We start from the raw sequence: 19930 nt of genomic DNA, 5'->3' as shown, positions 1-19930 counted from the left end.
CTCTCGACGACTGGTTTGCTTCACTACTGTATCGACAAGTGGGACAGACATTCCTGTCTGTCCGGATTCTCAAATAGCGAGCATTCATACACAGGCAGGAATGCCTGTGTCACTTATGTTTGAATTGTTGAGTCAACGAACAGAACGCAGGGCAGCCCGTTTTGGATCAATGGCTATTCTTTTTTGTTCTCACAACCCGGTGGAAATGCAATTCGACTTCCCGGTCAATCACTCGTCTTAATCCTTCCACGAGACATGCTGGCTCGTTATCCGACTCGCCCTGTCTGGTAATTTCCTCCAGAGGGGTTCCGGGGAAGACCGTAAAACAGGTTTGGTTGATGATCTGATTTCCTGCATCGAGTTCAGGGATGATGAAGTGGCACGTTGCACCATAAGTCAGCATGTGGTGGCTGTAAGCATCTTTGTATGGCTGGAAACCCGGGAACGAAGGAAGCAGGCCGTGATGCAAGTTAATGATCCGTCCACCTGCGAATTCCCAGCAAAGCCTGCCGGGGAGAATGCGCATGTAGCGAGCGAGGACGACATAGTCGATCTCGTGTGCATCGAGCAACGCGACGAACTTGTCGTTGTCAGGATTTCCTTGCTTATCGCCGATGTTCTGAAACGGGACATCGAACTGCTCTGCGATTCCGCGACACGTATTGCGGTTCCCGATCATCAGGGCACAGGTGGCTTTCAGACGATTATCTCGAATGCTGCGAAGCACCGCGAGTGGTGTCTCGGTTCGATAGGTCGCACAGATCGCGATGCGGGGTGGACGCGGATGCTCATCGCGTGACCAGGTGCGGATCGACAGGCTTTTCTGCTGCCCGATCTCGTTCATCTTTTCTCGCAGGGAGGCAACCGATTCATTCTGCGCTGGCCATTCGCAGCGAAGCATCATGGCGAAGAGCTTCTCGCTGTCTCGGTCGTACATCTGGATTTCGTAGATGTTCGCCCCGGCCGTCGCGACGTAATGAACGATCGGGTCCGCGAGGCCTTTGTTATCGGGACCGACTGCTGTGATAATGACCTGCATGCCAATGATCGCCGTTAAGAGAGTCTGGATGTGGAATTCAAGGTGTTTGACATAAGACGAGCCGACGGCTGTAAGGCTCGTCGGCTCGAATTGTTTGTCTATTGTCATCCCATGAGGAGACGAGAGTCAAAGGCGAAAATTACTTCGCTGCTTCTGGCTTGGTTTCGTGGTCGTGATCATGATCGTGACCTTCGGCACTGTGGTTGTGAGTCAGTTCACCTTCGTATTCTTTGTCGCCAATCTTGACGTGCACGTGGCCATGGAGGGCTTCGATGTCAGCGATTTCTTTGAGGTGGTCGTGCTGAGGTTCAGAAATGAACTTCGAGGCCTTGCCTTCGGCGTCGCCTGTCTGTGGCTCGGCCTTCAAGGTCAGCTCATCTTCGTGATCGCCGTGAGCCATATGAAAACTGATATCGGTGGGGGTAACCGCAACAGGGACATCGGCATGGGCACCGAGGACGTAAATCGTGACGACTTTGGTGGTCGCGTCGAAGAGAACTTCGGCGGTGTATTCATGCTTGCCGAGTTCGATCAGGTGACCGCCGTGAGGTGCGGTGTGTTCGTGGGCATGTTCTGCGTTTTCTGCTTCCTTCTTCATATCCGCGTCGGTCGCAGTTTTCATAGCGCCTTGCTCGGGGCAGCCAGCCAGCAGGATGGAGGAGAGAAAGGCCATTCCCAGGGTGAGGAGTGAGTTTCGAGGCATGGTGTCGTCCTTGTCGTAAAAGTTTCCGGGAGGAATGTGTGGGGAAAAATCCATGTCATCTGACGTTGTTCAGGTTGACCCGTTAAGTCTAGTCAATCGTTTATCCGTTGTGAATGGGCAACGATTTTTTCAGCTCGCCGGTCGAGGCCCGGTCGTACAGTTCCAGTAAAGCCATGCGAACGTTCCCATGATGCTGATTGAAGAGCACCGTGATTTCTGAATCCGTCATTTTGCTGCAGGGAAGCAGCCTCTCGATCAGACAGCCAAGTAATTCCGGCGAGGTCTTTGTTTCGATCAGCGTTGGCAGTCTTCCTTTGACATGCGACGTGATGAGGAGCTGAAAAGACTTTGGCCAACCGAACGTCTTCAACCATGCCCAATACAGCCAGGGAAGTTGCTCGACACCATCCAGGAGCAGAATGCGCTGGTTTTGAATGGCATTGAGAATTTGATCATGATGCTCTCGAGTGAATCGCCATTCGCCGCGAGAGAGCTTGATGCGTGTTGTGGTGTAGCCTTTTTCGTGCAGGAGTACTCGCAGGCTATCGAGGAGAGTCGACTTGCCATGACCGCATGGCCCGACAATGGCGGCGCGATGCCCCATTTGTTCCCATCTGGTCAGCAGCGATTCCAGTGTGATCCGAGTGTCGAGAAACTGATACGGCAGCGAATCGAGATACCTCGACGCAAAGGGATTCTGATCAGCCGGGACTATCGTGCTCATGGACGAGATTCTATCATCCGCTTGGCAGTGACGAGAACCATTTCAACGTCAGTTCGGCAGCGTTCAACAGACTCAGGACAGATTTCATGCGGATCGGCATCTACGGCGGAACTTTTGATCCGGTGCATTTCGGGCATCTTCTTCTGGCAGAAACCTGTCGGGAAGCAGGCCAGTTGGATCAGGTCCGATTCCTTCCTGCCGCGAGGTCGCCTTTCAAGCCGGATGCTGTTATGACGCCAGGGAAAGCTCGTGCCGATATGCTCGATCTGGCGACTGCGGGAGTGGCAGAGTTCGTGGTTGATCGACGCGAGATCAAGCGAGAAGGAATCAGCTACACCGTCGAGACGTTGGAACAGCTGGCCAGCGAGTTCGCAAACGACGAACTCTTCCTGCTGATGGGAGCCGACTCGTTGGTCGACTTTTCGAAGTGGAAAGATCCGAGCCGTATTCTGGAACTGGCTCGCGTGATTGCCGTCAATCGTGGCGGTGAGGCAGAACCGTCGCTGGATCACATCAAAGCAGAACTAGGTGAAGCAGCCGCTTCACGCATCCAGATCGTGACGATGGTCTCCGTCGCGATTTCCTCGAGCGACTTGAGACAGCGAATTGGGGAAGGGAAAGGAATTCGATTTCAGACACCGCGTCCGGTGGAGCGGTATGTCGAGACGAATGGGTTTTATAAGCAGGGGTGAGGTGTGTTTTGAAACGAATATTGTCTGCTGGCTGTTACTAACATTGTGAGCGGATGGATGCCTATCGCTCACCCTGGTCCGCCCTTCGGGCCCCTTCTCCCCTCAAGGGAGAAGGAATGCAACACGGCTCCCCTCAAGGGAGAAGGGACGACTTTTATGCCATGAGCATGCGCAGCTCGTCGTACGAAAACGTCGCTCGGAAGTTGCCGTTGGTGTGAGTCTGGTAGAAGAGGTCGTTGGTTAAGTCAGCCGCGGTGAGCATCATGCCGGCGTAGGCATAGGTGTCGATGCACATCCAGCCGTCGATCAAAGTGGGCAGGCCGGAGGATTGGGGGGTGTGGCCGACAACGACAGTGCGTCCTTCTTCCCAGACGGGCTGGTTCTTTTTGAACTTCTGCCAGCGGAGGAATTGTTTGTCCTGATCGCCGAGTGCGACGCCTGGTTCGAGGTTGGCGTGTGTGAAGACGTATTGTTCGGTTTCAAAGTAGGGAAGGCAGTCTTCCATGAAATCGATGTGGCTCTTGGGGATGTTCGAGATCGAGCCGCCGTAGGATTCGAGTGTGCTTTTGCCGCCGTATTCCATCCAGAGGTGCGCGGGCTTGCGACCTTTGACGACTTCGAGAACCATCTCTTCGTGATTCCCCTTGATCGTGACGAGATGGCAGGCTTTCTGCATCTCGAGCAGCATCTCGATCACACGTCTGCTGTTGGCACCGCGGTTGATCATATCGCCGAGGATGATCAGCGTATCATCGGATGTGATGTCGAGTTTTTGGAGTAATGTTTCGAGTGCACGATCACAGCCATGGATGTCGCCGATGGCCATCAGTCTGGGTGACGTCATAGTTCCCCTGCCTAAGTATTTGTGGCCTTACCAGTCCGAGCGGAAAGTTCCACAATACCGGGCTCACGAACCGATTGGAACACGATTGGCCCAAATTTGGGTATCAACGGTAAGATAGGGGCTCATATCAAGCTCGCTGGATACATTTTCCAGCAACAGCTTAGCACGGCGTCAGTTACTTCCAAAAGCACCGAAGGCGAAGCCACTCGCAAAGCCATTGGTCAGGCCATCGAAGAGGTGACGCTCGAAGAAGGCGGCACAGGCTTCTGGCTTGGTGTACTGCAGGAAGATGCGATCCCCCGGCTGGATGATGATCGATTTACTTGGATCGCATTTGACGTCTTTTAGGTCGACCCGAATCGGCACGATGCAGCCATCGGGCATCGTTCGCATGACGATGACCCTTGAGGCTCCGACGGTGACATCCTGATTCAGGACCGAAGCTCCGCCGATGCTCTTATTGCTGAGAACTCGACGAGATTCGGCCAGTGAGATCGCACCGATGAGATCCAGATCGTAGTCACGCGGGAGAGGGAATTGTCCGCCGCCCAGAAGTCCGCCCGTGAAGAAGAATTCCCGGTTACGCGATTCGATGAAGACCGTATCGCCGTCGTAGAGAAGGACATCTTCGGAACTGAAAGTTGGGACTTCGCCAGGATAGAGTGCCAGCGGGATACGAAGGACGGTTGAGTTCTTCAGAGTTGCATCCTGGTGTGGGCACGACGAGTAGTCTTCGACATAGGGCTCTGCGGCTTGGGGCAGTGAGTAGCCGTTGTCGCCGTTGAGGTCCAGTTGATACTGGGGGGCGAAGTCTTCATGAGTCAGCTGTTGAACACGTCCGGGGTCGTACTCCGAATCATACTGGTAAACCTGCTGTTCGATATTCTGCCCGCGGAAGACAGCTCGTTGCGGCATCGACCAGCCGGAGCCGGTACCCTGCGTGGGCTGGAAGCCGCCCATCGGGCTGATCTGTGGAACAGGAATGGGCTCGGGAGCGAGCGGCGTTTGTTGTTGTGGAGTCAGATTCTGATGTGAGCGTTCCTGGGCGCACAGCTGGCAGTAACGACCGCGTGATCGCATGACGTAGACGGCGTTTTCTGCATCGAGTCCAGGAAGGCCGCCGCTCATGACGAGGGCGTGGGCGACATCGTTTTCGTAAGCTGGCAGTTCGACCAGCATGCTGCTTCCCTTGCGGGTGACGATGGTGTTGACCTGGGAGGCTTCGAAGACTTCGTTGACATCTTGAGGTCGGTCACGTCGTACAACCATGACGCGGTACGAACGAGCTTTTTGCAGGGAGACGATAATCTTTGCTGTGCTTGGGCGGGCTCCCGAGGCGAGCATCCCGCCGGGGCCTGTCTGGGCGCGTCGAATTTCGTTCTCGACTTCTCGAAGCGTCAAGCCGCGAACGTAAACCGGCTCGGAAAGCGGGATGGAGATCGTCCCGTCTTCACGGACTTTGACGGGGTAGCCAATGCGGGGAGCGGCGTTATCAGAGCCCGGTGCAAAGACCGGAGGAGCTTCCTCGTCTTTGCCGAGGACCCCTTCAATGAAGATGCCGAGCACATCACCCGTGTCAACGCGGTGTTCCAGAGGCTTGGCTTGTCCAAGGAGGCCAAAATCGATCGGCTGTTGCTGAGATCGAACGCCATTGGGAGTGAAATATTGACCGCCTAGCTGGTCAGCATCGATGCCGCGAATCGGATGAAATCCCGCGCACCCACACGCTGCGAGCAGGCAAATCGCCAGCAACAGGCGTTGGAGCGGTTGGATGTGCATTTTGGCCCAGATTGAATTGAGTAGAAACGAGTCAGCGGAATCACTCAACGGTAATATCGGCACAGTCACTGCGACCGCTACAGTCGGAATAGGCCTTAAATTGTCAGACTACGCAATCCTGGGAGACTGCGGGGCTGTCTTTGATCTCAAATTGAAAGTCGCCAGCCACTTAACCGTCCATTAAAGAGCATGAGATTTCTCACTCCTCTGTTTGGGTTTGTTGATACGTGTTGAAATGCGCACCAATTCGCGCTGTCTGGACGGCTGGTAGGCGAAGTGAGAGCAGAGCGCGAAGCAGATCAATCAGCGTGAAAGCGTTTCGGACGCGAGAAAGCATCGGAAACCGTGGATAGACAGGAAGGAAGAAGTCAGGTCAAATCCGGAAGAGGGAGAAGTTATCAACTTTAGGAAAATTCGAGTCAGATGAATTTCCCTGCTGAGGCCCCGTTTTCTTTAGTTCCCTTGGGAATCTGATATCATGGCGGGTGCATCCGCACATTGTGTCAGTCCCCGCCTATAGAAAGTAAGGATTCGTCGTGGCTCGTGAAAAAGTGATTCTCGCGTATTCGGGAGGTCTGGATACCTCCGTCGCGGTCAAGTGGATCAAAGAGACGTACAACATGGACGTCATCACGTACACCTGCGACCTCGGTCAGGAACGTGATCTGGCTGGAATCAAGGAAAAGGCCCTGAAAACGGGCGCTGTCGAAGCCATTGTGGAAGACGTCCGGAATATGTTCGTCGATTACTTCGTCTGGCCGTCGCTGATGACTGGCTGTATGTACGAAGGGAAGTACCCGCTGGCGACGGCTCTCGGGCGTCCCCTGATCGCCTGGCGCATGACGGAAATCGCCAAAGAACATGGCGCTCATGCCGTTGCTCACGGGTGCACGGGGAAAGGGAACGATCAGGTTCGTTTCGACGTTTCTTTCCAGACACTGGCCCCTCGCCTGAAGATCATCGCCCCTGTCCGCGAATGGCGCTGGACTCGAACTGAAGAAATCGAGTACGCCGAGAAGCACGGCATCAAAGTCGAAGCCACCAAGAAGTCGATCTACTCGACCGACGTCAACCTGTGGGGACGCAGCGTCGAAGCCGGCGTTCTGGAAGATCCATGGCTGCCACCGCCCGCAGATGCCTATCAGTGGACGGTCGCTCCGGAAGACGCTCCAGATAAGAGTGTCGAGATTGAGATCGAATTCGAGCAAGGTCGCCCGATCGCGCTCAATGGCGAGAAGATGGATGGCGTTGCTTTGATCGAGTACATCAACAAAGTTGGCGGCGAGCATGGCGTGGGACGAATTGACCACGTCGAGAACCGACTCGTCGGGATCAAGAGCCGCGAAGTTTACGAAGCCCCTGCTGCGGTCATTCTGCACCTGGCTCACCGTGAACTGGAAAATCTGACTCTGAGCCGTCAGTCGATGCGGTTCAAGACGTACGTTGCTCAGACTGTTTCCGACATCATTTATGATGGTCTGTGGTACTCGAGCTTCCACCAGGATCTGATGGGCTTCGTCGAGAAGAACCAGCGATACGTCTCTGGTCACGTCCGCGTGAAGCTGTTCAAGGGAGCCGCGACCGTCACCGGCATGAAGAGCGAGCACAGCCTGTATAACAAGGATCTGGCAACCTACGAAGAAGGGGATCAGTTCCCACACGACACAGCCATCGGCTTCATCCGAATCCATGGACTGGCCCAACAAACCCAGGCCCGTCAGCAGCTCCTCAAAGGCGAACCAACCGTGCGTCCAGCACGCATTGTGCCGCCGTCTGAGTAAGACTTCTTGCTCGGCTGAAGAAATCGAAAGCGGGAAGGTGAAGACCTTCCCGCTTTTTTTTGTGGGCGGTTTGGGGGCCTGGAGTTTGGGTGGTCTAGGTTTTAATCCCCTGGTCTCATTTGAGACCAGTTGCTGGTTTTCATCTCTACTGAAAACGAGGGGATATCGACTCTAAGAAATTGGAATTTCGTTAGATCGACTTTACCAAGTACACAGAGGCAATGTTCTCTGGTCCGAATTCCACCACAGTCATCGAATTGTGAAGGTGAGTTCTCTCAATCGGAGTTTCGACATCACCTACGTAGCGGACTTCTGCTCCATATCCTGTCTTCGAGATTATCCTGACCTTAACAGCGTCTTGCTTGGTCTCTGTTTTTGGGCCATAGACATAAAGATCGACAGCCTGACCAATCTGCATCATCTCGCGTTCACTTCGATCTGGGATCTGGAAGTTAGGATAATGGTGGTCAGCCAGATGTTCAGCATTTTGGAAATGGGGAGCAGGCAATGGTGTTTCACGAACGAGGATTTGGTCAAAACAACTCAATCCTTTTCTGGATGCCCAAAATCTTGGTGTGATTCCCCAATAATTCGGTGAATCCGGGTTCGCACCACTGGCAATCAGAGATGTGATGATCCCGTCATTCTTAACCTGTAAGGCCGTGTAAAGTGCGGTTTCACCAGTCCGATAAGATCGCAACTCTATGTCTGCTCCGGCCGCGAGTAATTCATTCACACCTTCAAGCCATCCAGAAGCGACTGCAAAAGCGAGAGCAGACATTCCATGCTTGTCTTGTTCATTTAGTAGACCGGATGAAATGCCGGTCCGGAGGGCGTTCAGATCGTGAGAAGGTTTCCATCCACCACAATTTGCAAACCACTCTTTAAGAGAACATGATTCTGCCATCTTTCTTTTCCCGCATGTGACCATCTTCGTGCCTCGAGACAAGATCATTGTATTAAAACACAATGATAACCTCATCGCGAATATGCCAAACAACAACTGTCAGTCATATTCTGACGGAGCAGATCTGTCGTCTAATCCATTCGTATGATTTCTCGTTGTTGCCGCCGGGAGATCCGAAGAAGGCATCCGATTCTCCCGGTGCAACCTCATTAATTAATGTTTGATTTCTTGGTCTACCGACTGTTACCCGCGAGCAGTTGTAGTTCCCATGCGAGAGCGATTCCCGTGCCACCGCCGTGTTCTGTGAGGACTCCGGCTAGACGACCTCCAACCAGCACATCAGATCGACGAATCCGGCTGGTGGAACTGACACCTCACGGGAAGTCAGTGATCAAGCCAATCTTCAAAGCACACGTTGCGACGATCGAGAAAATCTTCGCGAAGCTGTCGCAGAAAGAGATCAAGCAGTTGGAGCAGTCGTTGAGGAGTGTTGGATTGGAGGCGGAAGTGTTGTTGAAGCAGAGCGATGCCGAAGGTCAGTCCAAAAGATGATCACCGATCAGGCGAGGCGGAGAGATGCGTTAGAACATTTTCCATCAAGCTTAGTTTTGTGGCCAAGAGTGTATTTGGTTTGCTGAATCAATTATGGCGATTTGGGTCGTGGAGCGATTTCGTTGCGGCGCCACCTGCCTTCTTTTCCGCTCGAAACTGATGGTCCGCGCAGTGATCTTCAAGTTATAAGTTTGAGCCCTTTTCTCTCTGCAATTTCCCGTAGGGCATTTTCTGTTTCCGGCCATGAGACGTCAGTCAGATACTCACCGAAGTATGACGCGAATTCTGCCTTCCAACTCTCGTGCTGCTCTCGTAGCGAACTGGTGCTCACCTCGACTTGCGGCTTCATTGTTCCAGTCTCCAGTCCAATAATGCGCTGGTGCATCTCAGATAGCAAACGTCGAGCGAAGTCATGACTTTCATTCAGAAATGCCTCAACTGAAATGACATGGACGCCCTGTCGGGCCGTCCAAACTTGTATCCCATCGATCAATTGCTCTCGATTGTCCCAGTGAATTCGTAGTTCTGTCCCGACACGCACCATCTGAAACTTGGGGCACGCCACCAGGTATGGGGTAGAGGGTGATCGCTCGGCAAGCCATTCCCATGCTTGATACCAAAGTTCGTCAAATTCTAGTTTTTCGTCACAAGGTTTCTTCAGTTCCATCAAACGCGGCCAGTCCGAGGCAAGCCGTTCAATTGTTGGCGGAAGTGGTGCTACCGCCGCGGCAACGCTTCCCAGTAAGTCTCGCGCAAACGCAGCGATTTGGTAGTCGGCGTCTTGATCAGTCATTTCCCAATGCGAAAGTATCTCATCGGTATAGCGAAATAGCGTTTGCTCACCAACAACCATACGAAATCGACCATAGCTCAAGGCAAACCAGCTTAAGCTCTGATTGCCCGGCTCTCCCCACGGCAAGATCTCTTCGACGGGCGAGAGTTCAAATTCAAATAACGCCATGTCTTTCCCACATTCGCTCCCTACAGGGAGAAGAGTGGCCTAAAAGTTCAAATCCCGCCAGCGTTCGCGACTACTGGCGGGATTTAAGTTTACTAATCAGTGGGATGACAGGACACGAATAGGGCTTTTCTGAGTCATACCCAAAGCCACGCATTGCATCGCGGTTCTTACCTGCCCCCGGCGGTAAGGGACAACGCAAATGCGTTGTCGACTTACTTCACCTGCTGGATGGCAGGTGGTTTCCATGAGCCTTCGCCAGCGGGAAGGATGGAAGGTGTCTCGGTTTTCGGCCAGTAAAGTCGCATGACCAGATAGATGGTGTCGTCGGGCGCGGGGAGCCAGTTGTTTTCCTTGTCAGTTCCGGGGTTGTCTTTCTGGATATAGAGTGTGAGCGAGCCGTCGTCATTCTTCTTCAAGTCTGGCAGCATCGGCGAGTTGATGAGGTAGCGGTTGATCGGGTTCTTGATCAGGAGTTGACTCTTGCCGTCATACATCGTGACCGACCAGAACGCGTTCACGGGCGGGAGTTGTCCGGAAGGGAACGTGATGGTATAGCGATGCTTGCTACCATCGAGCGTTTCTCCTGCTCCATCGACGCGGGTATAGGGATATGTGGCTTCGATGGCATCATTGCCATAGAGGCCTCCTTTGGCTGCACCGGCTCGCTTGAGCCAATCACCCTGATAAAAAGCAGCATCGCCGAAGAAGGCTCCCACATTCCAGCCGTTGATGTTCTTCATGCCACTGCTGAGGAACTTATCAACCTTGCCGTCGCCCTCCTTCATGCCAAGCAGAACAGCGGCCTTGTGTTCGACCGAGAGGTCCTTGAAGTCGAACGGCTTGCCCGGTCCGATGCCGATGGTTGCCAGTTTCGTACGGATCTCCTGGTCGGCGGGCGTGACGGGCACGAACTGGAGCGCGGCGTCGAGATACTCATAGAAGTTCGCCTTGATCCCTGCTGTGTTGGCGGGCAGGAAATCGATCTTTGGCGCGGCAGGCGGCGCGGGTTGCTTGAGGAATGTGGAGAGCGGCTGAACCTTATAGCCTGCTTGGACTTTCTCCACGTTCGGCATGTCTTCGGCATTGAAGAGCTGCGTGCGGAACAGGGTGAGAGCGAATGGCGTGGTCGAAGAGAAGACGTCCTTGATTCCTGCTGGCTTCTCCCCTTTCCAGTCGGGGCCGACCACGAGATAGTCGCCCGCATCGGGACCGGTTGCACGACTGCCGATGTAGCCATAGTTGTACGTGTTGCCGTCGATGAGTTGCACGGCGTAGTAACGCTCTTTCTCCACCGCCGGGACAGAGACCACCATCGGCTCGGCGCGTAGATCCATCCAGCAGATGGAATAAGGTGTGTCGCTGTTTGGCGTGATGACCGCGGTGTCTTCGGGAGTTGCGACGTGGTGCTCGTTCTTGAGTTCATTAAAGCCGGCTTTGAATTGCCCGGAGTTCTTGTCCACGGCGAACTCCTGCATCACGGCATAGTTCATCACCAGCGGCAGCCCGTAGATGAATGCCTCCTCAGCAATGGCCTTTGTTTCCTCGATGCCGGGCACGGCGATGCCCGCTTTCTTGTCGGCTTCTGCAGCATTGGAGACGGGATCATTTTTCTTCGCGCAGCCAGTGAAGAAGGTGAGAGCAACAGTACTGGACAGCAGCATGTTGAAGAGTGTTCGATTCGGCCGTTTCATTTTTTGTGCTTCTCTTTCTCGGTCAGCATTCTTTTGCTGAGGTAACATTTCGGCCGTGATTGAAGTTGTTCAGGAATTTACGCGTCACTCTTTATGAAACCACACACAAACTTGCGATCTTATCAGCATCAATCCCCAGGGCAGCCTTTGGAATTTTACTGGCCGGGAAATCAATAGAGATGAATGTCCGCGCACTAATATCATAACTGCAGAATGTCGACGTGTCGTGTGTCGAGAGCTGAGACGGTCAAGATGTTGCTAAGAAATGCAAAGAAACGAGTAGTCAGTTGCTCGGTGTGAAACTGGCGACGGGAATTGAAACGACAACCTCTTGCCCCCATTCAGTGACATGACAGTCGCGTTCCTGAATCCATTCCTGACTCTCTGTCACAGCCTCCATTCTCAAAGGTCATTGTCTCTGGTATCGTGATTTGAAACGGAATCTCCAGTGACCATCGCGCTCTGATGTCATTGGCAGGGAGACCTGATCCATGCACGTTGCTGTGTGCGCATTCATATTGGGAATGATGATGACGGTGTCGTCGGCGATGGGACAAGAGAAAACGTGGGCGATCGCGATTCATGGCGGGGCCTCGAATATTGCTCGCGATCTGTCGGAAGAGAAGCAAGCCGTTTACAAACAGGGGCTGACGGAAGCACTCGCGGTGGGTCAGAAAATTCTCGCTGATGGGGGGACTTCACTGGATGCGGTGGAGGCAACCGTTCGCGTGCTCGAAGATAATCCGCTGTTCAATGCGGGACGCGGGGCTGTTTTTAATGTCGATGGCTTTCATCAGCTCGATGCCTGCATCATGGATGGCAGCACGCTGGCCTGCGGTTCATTAGCCTGTGTGACACGTGTTAAGAATCCAATCACGGCAGCTCGCAGACTGATGGAAACAGTTGATCATAACTTCCTGGCGGGTGAAGGGGCTGATGAGTTCGCGATTCAGCAGGGATGCGAAGACGTTCCCAACTCGTACTTCTATAGCAAGTCTCGCTTCCAGGCTCTTCAGGCGTTTCAAAAGCAGAACGACCTGCCGGTCCTGACATCGCCATCCTATGGCTTTCCCGATAAGACGGTTTCCATGAACTCACCCTCTTACGAAGCGATGGCGGAAGTTGGAAACACCGTCGGCTGCGTGGCTCTCGATGTCCATGGGAATCTTGCCTCAGCCACCAGTACAGGGGGACGGACAGGGAAACGCGTCGGTCGCGTCGGGGATTCGCCGATTGTCGGGGGAGGGACGCTCGCGGATCGTCAGGTTGCCGTCAGTTGCACGGGGACAGGTGAGGAGTTTATTCGTCATCGGGTTGCCGGGACGATTTCGTTTCGAGTGGAGTATCTCCATGAAACTCTCGAACGGGCCGCCGGTTATTGCATCAATGGGGTCTTAAAAAAAGGGGACGGCGGATTGATCTCGGTCGACAAGACGGGGAGCATCAGCGTGCCTTACAATACAGGTTCCATGTCCCGCGGCGTGGCTGATTCCTCTGGTCGCTTTGAAGTTTCGATCTGGGAACAGCCTCTGCCTTAGGTTCTTTTTCACGCCATGCCTTGCGAGCGCTCGACTGCTTTTCTTCCTCCTCGATTCATCCTGCCCGGCAAAAACAACATGAAACACTTTCTGGCTTTTGCGTTCGCATTTCTCCTGTTTGTCGCGACGCCCCTGTCTGCACAAGACGCCGCCTCGGATCCTTCTCTGCTGACGCTGGATCGCATTTTCTCCAAGCGGGATTTCCGTGAGGAGTCAGCTGGGGCCATGCGATGGAGTCATAAGGGGCCTTATCACTTCATGTTCGTTCCCCCGGCGGAGGGGAAAGAGGGACGCGATCTGGTGAAGGCTGACCCGGAAACGGAAGCGAAGACGGTTCTGGTCACCGCGCAGGAGATGATTCCAGTTGGCGCAGAAAAACCTCTCGGGATTGATCGCTTTGAATTCTCTGAAGATGAATCTCTGATGTTGATCTTTACCAACTCGCGGAAAGTATGGCGTCAGAATACGCGTGGCGATTATTGGGTTTTGAATCTCGAAACCAAGAAGCTGACGAAACTCGGCGGCGAGGGTGAGCCTTCAACCATGATGTTTGCGAAGTTCTCGCCTGATACGAAAAAGGTCGCCTACGTACGCAAGAACAATCTCTATGTGCAAAATCTGGATGACCTGGCGATTACGGCATTAACGGACAATGGCAGCGAGACGCTGATCAATGGGACGAGTGACTGGGTCAACGAGGAAGAGTTTGCGCAGCGAGATTGCTTTCGATGGTCACCCGACGGGACGAAGCTGGCTTACTGGCAGTTTGATACCAGCGGCGTCAAAGAGTTTGTCATGCTCAATCAGACGGATGGCAAGTATCCTGAACTGACTCGTTTTCCTTATCCGAAAGCGGGAGAGAAGAACTCGGCAGTCAAAGTCGGAATTGTCCAGGTTACTGGTGGTGAGACGACCTGGTTGATGGTTCCGGGAGAGCCGCGTGATTTTTATCTGCCGTGGGGGGAATGGACGCCGGATGGGCAGAAGTTTGTCATGCAGCAACTCAACCGTCTGCAGAATGAGTTGACGGTCTTTGCAGCCGATCCTGTCAGTGGTGAGGTGAGCGTCGTCCTCAAAGAGACGGATGATGCCTGGGTTGATCTCAATGAGAAGGTGGAATGGCTGGGGAACGATTTTCTGTGGATGAGCGAGCGGAGCGGGTGGCGACACGCGTATCGCGCGAATATGAATGGCGAACTCAAGCCGATTACGAAAGGTGAGTTCGATCTGATTGAGATTGCAAACATCGATCAGGCAGGCGGCTGGATGTATTACATGGCGGCTCCTGAGAACGCAACGCAGCGTTATCTGTTCCGTGCGTCTCTTGATGGTGGCGAATCGGAACGACTCTCGCCAGCCGATCAGGTCGGATCACACAGCTATAGCCTGTCTCCGGATGCGAAGTGGGCGGTGCATACTTTTTCGACAGTGGACAAGCCGCCGGTTGTTTCGCTTGTGCAGTTGCCGGAGCATCGCGTTCAACGTGTGATGAAAGAACAGAAAAAACTGAATGAGACGCTCGCAGCGGTCAAGATGCCGAAGACGGAATTCGTCCGGGTCGACATCGGAAACGGGATTGAACTCGACGCCTATGTCGTCACGCCGGCGGATCTTGATCCGGAGAAGAAGTACCCGCTTCTGATGCATGTTTATGGTGAGCCCGCCGGTCAGACGGTTCGAGATGTCTGGGGCGGGTCTCGTCACCTGTGGCATGCGATGTTGGCGCAGAAGGGGATCATTGTCGCCAGTGTCGATACGCGTGGGACAAACAGTCCGCGCGGGCGAGAGTGGCGTAAATGCATCTATGGGAAGCTGGGGCTGATCAATTCTTACGAAGAAGCAGAAGCAACCAAGGCTATCGTGAAGAAGTACTCGTTCATCGATCCAGCCAAGGTCGCGATCTGGGGGTGGAGTGGCGGCGGGAGCAGCAGTCTGGATGCGATCTTCCGTTATCCAGATGTCTTCAATACCGCGATTGCTGTTGCACCAGTCGCGGATCGAAGTCTGTACGATTCGATCTACGAAGAACGCTACATGGGCCTGCCTGAAACGAACGAAGAAGGTTATCGCGATGGCTCTCCTCTCGCCCATGCTGGCGCTTTGAAGGGGAACCTGATGATCATTCACGGAACCGGTGACGACAACGTGCACTACCAGGGGACCGAGAAGCTGATCAATGAACTCGTCAAGCACAATAAGATGTTTACGATCATGCCTTACCCCAATCGGGATCACTCGATTAATTCGGGAGCAGGGACAACGCGTCACCTTTATCATCTGATGACAGAGTATTTGCTTGAGCACCTCAAAGGCGAGTGAGCCTTCGGGTTGCCAGGCGAAACGGGGATCAACTATGGTGGCTGCGACGCATGAAACACGACGCAGCCCCTAGATGGACTCCATGCCCCGATGATCACTCCGCTGATTGCCGTACTTTCGTTGTTAGCCGTCGTCATCGTGATGTTTATCATGAATCGTCCACGTATGGACGCGGTGGCGATCATCGCGATTTGTGCCCTGCCGATGACGGGCGCGGTCTCCGTCCCCGAAACGTTAGCAGGGTTCAGCGATCCGAACATCGTGCTGATCGCGGCGTTGTTTGTGATTGGTGATGGGCTGGTGCGGACCGGTGTCGCGCGGCGGATGGGGGAATGGCTCGTCACGTATGGTGGGTCGAGTCAGACCAGGCTGACGGCGTTGCTGATGGCAGCGGTTGCTGGTCTTGGTTCAATGATGAGTTCGACGGCGGTGACGGCGATCTTCATCCCGGTTGTCTTGACGATTTGTCGTCGAACTGGCTTTGCGCCGGGTCAACTGATGATGCCTCTGAGCTGTGCAGCCCTCATTAGCGGGATGATGACGCTGGTTGCGACGGCACCGAATCTCGTTATCAATGCGGAACTGATTCAGCATGGGCATGCCGGCTTCCGATTTTTCAGCTTCACGCCGTTTGGGCTTCCCATCCTGATTCTTGGCATCGTCTACATGCTGATTGCCTGTCGCTGGCTGCCCAATAAATCCAATGAATCTCACGCAGGTCACATCGTCCGCCCCACGTTGTTCGACTGGATCAAACGCTACAATCTTGCCGAGCGGGAGTATCGCCTGCGCGTCCAGCATGAGTCCCCGCTGATCGGACAGACGCTGCAATCACTGGAAATGAGGGCGGCTGAAGGGGCAAATCTGGTTGCCATTCAGCGAGGTCGAGAGCTGATTCAACCGACGGCAAAGACCTCATTCCATTCGGGCGACATTCTTTTTGTGGACCTGTTCGCGCCGCATGCGGATGCTGAGAAGATGCAGGCCCGCTTTGGCCTTGAGAAGCTTCCACTGACGGGCGCACACTTCACCGATCATTCGCAAGAGATTGGCATGGCGGAGCTGTTTGTGCCGGCGGATTCGAGCCTGATCGGCAAGACGATCGTTGCGGGGGAAGTCCGAACCCGATTTGGCTTTTCCGTGCTCGGGATTCGGCGTGGCTCACAAGCGGTGAAGGAAAAGCTTTCGTCGGAAGTCCTCAAAGTGGGGGATACGCTGCTGGTGATCGGACCCTGGAAATCGATTCGAAATGTACGGATCGTGGGCGGCGGTGATTTGCTCGCGTTGAACCTGCCGGCGGAAGTTGACGATGTTCTGCCTGCCCCGAAGAAAGTCGTGCATGCCCTCGTCATTTTGATGCTGGTCGTTGTCATCATGGTTCTGGGCGTGATCCCTAATGTCCAGGCGGCCCTCATTGGTTGCCTGCTGATGGGGCTGTTTCGTTGTATCGATTTTGAAAGCGCCTATCGATCAATCGACTGGAAGACGCTGATCCTGATCGTCGGCATGATTCCGTTTTCGACGGCCCTTCAGCGTACGGGTGGTGTCGAGATGGCTGCCCATGCGCTGATGAATTCAACGGCTGGAATGGGGAATCAAGTCGTCCTTGCCAGTTTGTTCCTGATGACGGCGTTGCTTGGACTCTTCATTTCCAACACCGCAACCGCGATCCTCATGGGCCCGATTGCCCTGACGATTGCAGATCAGCTCAACGTCTCGCCGTATCCGTTCGCGATGATCGTCGCGCTGGCGGCATCGGCTGCGTTTATGACGCCCGTTTCAACCCCTGTGAACACAATGGTCGTCACGCCGGGTAACTACCGATTCATCGACTTCGTCAAAGTCGGCGTTCCATTCACGTTGATCGTCATGGTCGTAAGCGTATTAATGGTGCCTTGGCTGTTGCCGTTTTAAAAGACACGTCTAGTTGCGATGACCATCGAACGGTCCGCGAATCGGAAACGGCGAGTACAGTTTCCACGGGGTTGTCTGGCGAGGAACAGCTGTCGGGCCGCAAAGCGGTCGTGGAATTTTGCAGGGAGCAGGCTTTGGGCAGTACCCTGGACAGACGCAGAGAAACCGCGGGCTGAATGACGTCAGCACGGGTGATACGGGCCTTGCAGTGGTGTCATCGATGACCGGAGAGGGAGCAACCTCGGCAGGCGGTGTGACAACAGGTGCTTCAGAAGCCTCTGCTGGAGACTGGCAGAACCCTGTCGTCACGCAACCGCAGAGAACGCTCATGGCGATCACGCCGGTTAACATCGACTGGCGAGTGAATGTGATTTTCATGACTCTTCCTTTCATAACGGAACTTGCCGTTATTGGAATCTTCATTGACGTGTGAGTTTGAACTAGTTGGTCAGTGCTTCATCGAAGACAGGGGCCGGAATTTCAGCCGTCTTATTTTCGATAGCGACGTTCGTTCCTGCCCCCGGGACAAATTCACCCACGGGTGGGGGGCTTGGCATCGGGGTCATCACGATGGGTGGGGGGTTCTGCAGGCGAAGCTGCCAGCCACCGCCGAGGGCTCGGTTGATCGCGACGAGGCTTTGTGCGACTGTTCCTTCTGCGACTGCCAACGCATCCTGCTGCTGTACCAGTGCCAGCTCGGCGACGAAGACCCGTCCAAAGTCTGTCTGGCCACCTTCATAAAGCTCGTTGACCAGTTGTGCTGACTGATCCGCGGCTCCGACACCCTTTCGGAGAATCAGGACCTGCTGTTGTGCCTGGAGGAAGCGGACGATGGCGTCTTCTGCTTCGCGGTTGGCATCGAGCACGGTTTGCTGATAGGTCGTCACCAGCTGCATGTAGCGGGCTTCCTGAGCGGCGACGTTATTGCGAATGCGTCCGTAGTTCAGGATGTTCCAGTTGAAGGACGGGCCAATATTTCCGGTCATGGCTTGTGCACTGAACAGGTCGTTGAACTGACTGGCACGAACAGCGATTTGCCCGTTGATCGAGAACGCAGGATAGAGATCTGCTTCCGCGACGCCGATCATCGCACTTTGTTGGGCAACGAGGCGTTCCTGACGTCGAACGTCAGGGCGTCGTCGGACCAGTTCGGCTGGAATCCCCAGAACAACTTCTGACGGGGCTCCCGGGATCGGGGTGACTTCACCTGTTGGGGACAGAAGCAATTTGATGTCCTGGGGTGGGAAGCCCATGAGGGTACACAGCAGATTCTCGGCCTGACGCAGGTCGGCTTCGAATTGAGGAATCGTGGCTTCGGTTTGAGCAACGTTGGTGAGCGCCTGGGCGACGTCGAGCTGACTACCGGCTCCGAAGTTCTTGCGGTCTTCGGCCAGCTTCAACGATGCGGATTGTGTTTCGACGTTGTGACGAGCATAGCGCAGACGCTGTTCGAGCGTGCGGACATTGACGTATGCAGCGGCGACATCGGCGATCAGGATGACCATGACGTCATCATAGTTTTCGACCGTTGAATCGAGGTTCGCATCGGCGGCTTCTATGGCACGTCGGAAACGGCCCCAGAAATCGAGTTCCCAGTTGAACTGAGATCCGCCGTTCCAGATGCTGAACTCACGAGGAACTCCTAACCCGCCTCCACCACCTCCGACGAATCCAACCTGTTCGGAAAGCAGCTGACGAGAATAGCCCCCGGATGCTGTTTGCGATTGTGGCAATAATTGTCCCCGTGACTGGGCGGCGATCGCACGTGCTTCCATGATGCGGAAACCCGCTTCTCGCAGTGTCAGGTTCTGATTGGAGGCCATGACAACCAGCTGGCTCATGACAGGGTCATTGAAAGCAGTCCACCAGGCCCAGTTTTCATTCGGGGCACTGATGACTCGCGAGTCACCAATGTCGACCCACGATTCCGCCACCGGAGCAGCGGGTGTCCGGTAGTTCGGTCCGACCTTGAAGCCGTTGCGAAAGTATTCCTTCGGACCGGTCATGCAACCAGTCACGCAGATCGCAGAAGCAGCGAACAGCGAGAGTGTTGTCAGTGTCTTGAAACGGAGGCGAGTCGCCTGCGAGCCGGCAAAGATTCTCATAGTGGCATCCATGCTAAATCCGGTTGACCAGAGATTCATCCATTGAACTCTGGTTGATCAGGTGACCATCCCGTCAACTTTGAGAAACCAACCCTGGAGGGTGGAATCCTTGTCGAAGGAGCGCGTCCCCGATCGTCTAATTCCGGTAACGAGCGTTTTTCTGTTTTTTCGAGAAACGCTGAAGACGCCTGTTTTATCGGTTAGTCACGCGAAGGGTCATCATTCAAACCGCCAGACAAATCGGCCATTTACAAAATACCGTCCAGACGGTATGCTCATTTTGGCTATTTGTCGGCAGCACAATTGGGGAGATCTGCGGAACTCAAAAAAACGCCGTATACTCTCCACTTTCACTAATCGATTTTTCAGGATTGACCCTCT

The 19930-nt window shown here is 54.3% G+C and carries 16 protein-coding genes; 6 read left to right on the top strand and 10 right to left on the bottom strand.

What is annotated here, in order from left to right; translation table 11 throughout:
- Nucleotides 1–166: 166 nt before the first annotated feature.
- From SH248x_RS03700 to SH248x_RS03690, 3 genes are all read right to left on the bottom strand, one after another.
- A complete protein-coding gene (locus SH248x_RS03700) occupies nt 167–1039 on the bottom strand; it encodes a formyltetrahydrofolate deformylase (RefSeq protein WP_459558575.1) in 873 nt (290 codons plus the stop codon).
- Between the two features lie 139 nt (nt 1040–1178).
- Nucleotides 1179–1742 (bottom strand): hypothetical protein, encoded by a 564-nt coding sequence (locus tag SH248x_RS03695; protein WP_459557171.1) that lies wholly within the window; start codon nt 1740–1742, stop codon nt 1179–1181.
- A gap of 100 nt (nt 1743–1842) precedes the next feature.
- Nucleotides 1843–2466, bottom strand: coding sequence for a hypothetical protein (locus SH248x_RS03690; RefSeq protein WP_459557170.1), 624 nt, complete (start codon nt 2464–2466; stop codon nt 1843–1845).
- An 86-nt stretch (nt 2467–2552) separates the two neighbouring features.
- Between SH248x_RS03690 and nadD the strand changes: the two genes are divergently transcribed.
- Complete coding sequence (nadD, locus tag SH248x_RS03685; RefSeq protein ID WP_459557169.1) at nt 2553–3158, top strand: nicotinate-nicotinamide nucleotide adenylyltransferase; 606 nt, start codon at nt 2553–2555, stop codon at nt 3156–3158.
- A 154-nt stretch (nt 3159–3312) separates the two neighbouring features.
- Here nadD and SH248x_RS03680 read toward each other — a convergent pair whose 3' ends face one another.
- The gene (locus tag SH248x_RS03680) at nt 3313–4002 is read right to left on the bottom strand and encodes a metallophosphoesterase family protein (protein WP_459557168.1); all 690 of its coding nucleotides are present in this window, start codon (nt 4000–4002) and stop codon (nt 3313–3315) included.
- A gap of 171 nt (nt 4003–4173) precedes the next feature.
- Nucleotides 4174–5829 (bottom strand): polysaccharide biosynthesis/export family protein, encoded by a 1656-nt coding sequence (locus SH248x_RS03675; RefSeq protein ID WP_459557167.1) that lies wholly within the window; start codon nt 5827–5829, stop codon nt 4174–4176.
- Nucleotides 5830–6317: 488 nt separating this feature from the next.
- On the opposite strand from SH248x_RS03675, the gene SH248x_RS03670 reads away from it, so the two are divergent.
- A complete protein-coding gene (locus tag SH248x_RS03670) occupies nt 6318–7562 on the top strand; it encodes an argininosuccinate synthase (protein WP_459557166.1) in 1245 nt (414 codons plus the stop codon).
- 190 nt (nt 7563–7752) lie between these two features.
- On the opposite strand, the gene SH248x_RS03665 is transcribed toward SH248x_RS03670, so the two are convergent.
- Nucleotides 7753–8469: an ankyrin repeat domain-containing protein gene (locus tag SH248x_RS03665; protein WP_459557165.1), complete on the bottom strand. Its 717-nt coding sequence runs from the start codon at nt 8467–8469 to the stop codon at nt 7753–7755.
- 360 nt (nt 8470–8829) lie between these two features.
- Between SH248x_RS03665 and SH248x_RS03660 the strand changes: the two genes are divergently transcribed.
- Nucleotides 8830–9021 (top strand): hypothetical protein, encoded by a 192-nt coding sequence (locus SH248x_RS03660; RefSeq protein ID WP_459557164.1) that lies wholly within the window; start codon nt 8830–8832, stop codon nt 9019–9021.
- A 178-nt stretch (nt 9022–9199) separates the two neighbouring features.
- Here the strand turns inward: SH248x_RS03660 and SH248x_RS03655 are convergent, their stop codons facing one another.
- Both SH248x_RS03655 and SH248x_RS03650 read right to left on the bottom strand, forming a co-directional pair.
- Nucleotides 9200–9982: a DUF5984 family protein gene (locus SH248x_RS03655; protein WP_459557163.1), complete on the bottom strand. Its 783-nt coding sequence runs from the start codon at nt 9980–9982 to the stop codon at nt 9200–9202.
- A 212-nt stretch (nt 9983–10194) separates the two neighbouring features.
- A complete protein-coding gene (locus tag SH248x_RS03650; RefSeq protein WP_459558574.1) occupies nt 10195–11643 on the bottom strand; it encodes a DUF1254 domain-containing protein in 1449 nt (482 codons plus the stop codon).
- A gap of 521 nt (nt 11644–12164) precedes the next feature.
- Between SH248x_RS03650 and SH248x_RS03645 the strand changes: the two genes are divergently transcribed.
- From SH248x_RS03645 to SH248x_RS03635, 3 genes are all read left to right on the top strand, one after another.
- Entirely contained in the window at nt 12165–13211 is a 1047-nt protein-coding gene (locus tag SH248x_RS03645; RefSeq protein ID WP_459557162.1) for an isoaspartyl peptidase/L-asparaginase family protein, read from the top strand.
- Nucleotides 13212–13289: 78 nt separating this feature from the next.
- Nucleotides 13290–15530: a S9 family peptidase gene (locus SH248x_RS03640; protein WP_459557161.1), complete on the top strand. Its 2241-nt coding sequence runs from the start codon at nt 13290–13292 to the stop codon at nt 15528–15530.
- A 90-nt stretch (nt 15531–15620) separates the two neighbouring features.
- The gene (locus tag SH248x_RS03635) at nt 15621–17444 is read left to right on the top strand and encodes an SLC13 family permease (protein ID WP_459557160.1); all 1824 of its coding nucleotides are present in this window, start codon (nt 15621–15623) and stop codon (nt 17442–17444) included.
- A 9-nt stretch (nt 17445–17453) separates the two neighbouring features.
- Here the strand turns inward: SH248x_RS03635 and SH248x_RS03630 are convergent, their stop codons facing one another.
- Together SH248x_RS03630 and SH248x_RS03625 are read right to left on the bottom strand one after the other, a co-directional pair.
- A complete protein-coding gene (locus SH248x_RS03630) occupies nt 17454–17822 on the bottom strand; it encodes a hypothetical protein (RefSeq protein ID WP_459557159.1) in 369 nt (122 codons plus the stop codon).
- A gap of 62 nt (nt 17823–17884) precedes the next feature.
- Nucleotides 17885–19549: an outer membrane factor lipoprotein domain-containing protein gene (locus SH248x_RS03625; RefSeq protein ID WP_459557158.1), complete on the bottom strand. Its 1665-nt coding sequence runs from the start codon at nt 19547–19549 to the stop codon at nt 17885–17887.
- Nucleotides 19550–19930: the final 381 nt, after the last annotated feature.

The organism is Lacunimicrobium album, from assembly GCF_052161635.1.
GTDB lineage: Bacteria > Planctomycetota > Planctomycetia > Planctomycetales > Planctomycetaceae > SXPC01.
This window is presented reverse-complemented; position numbering and strand designations above follow the sequence as displayed.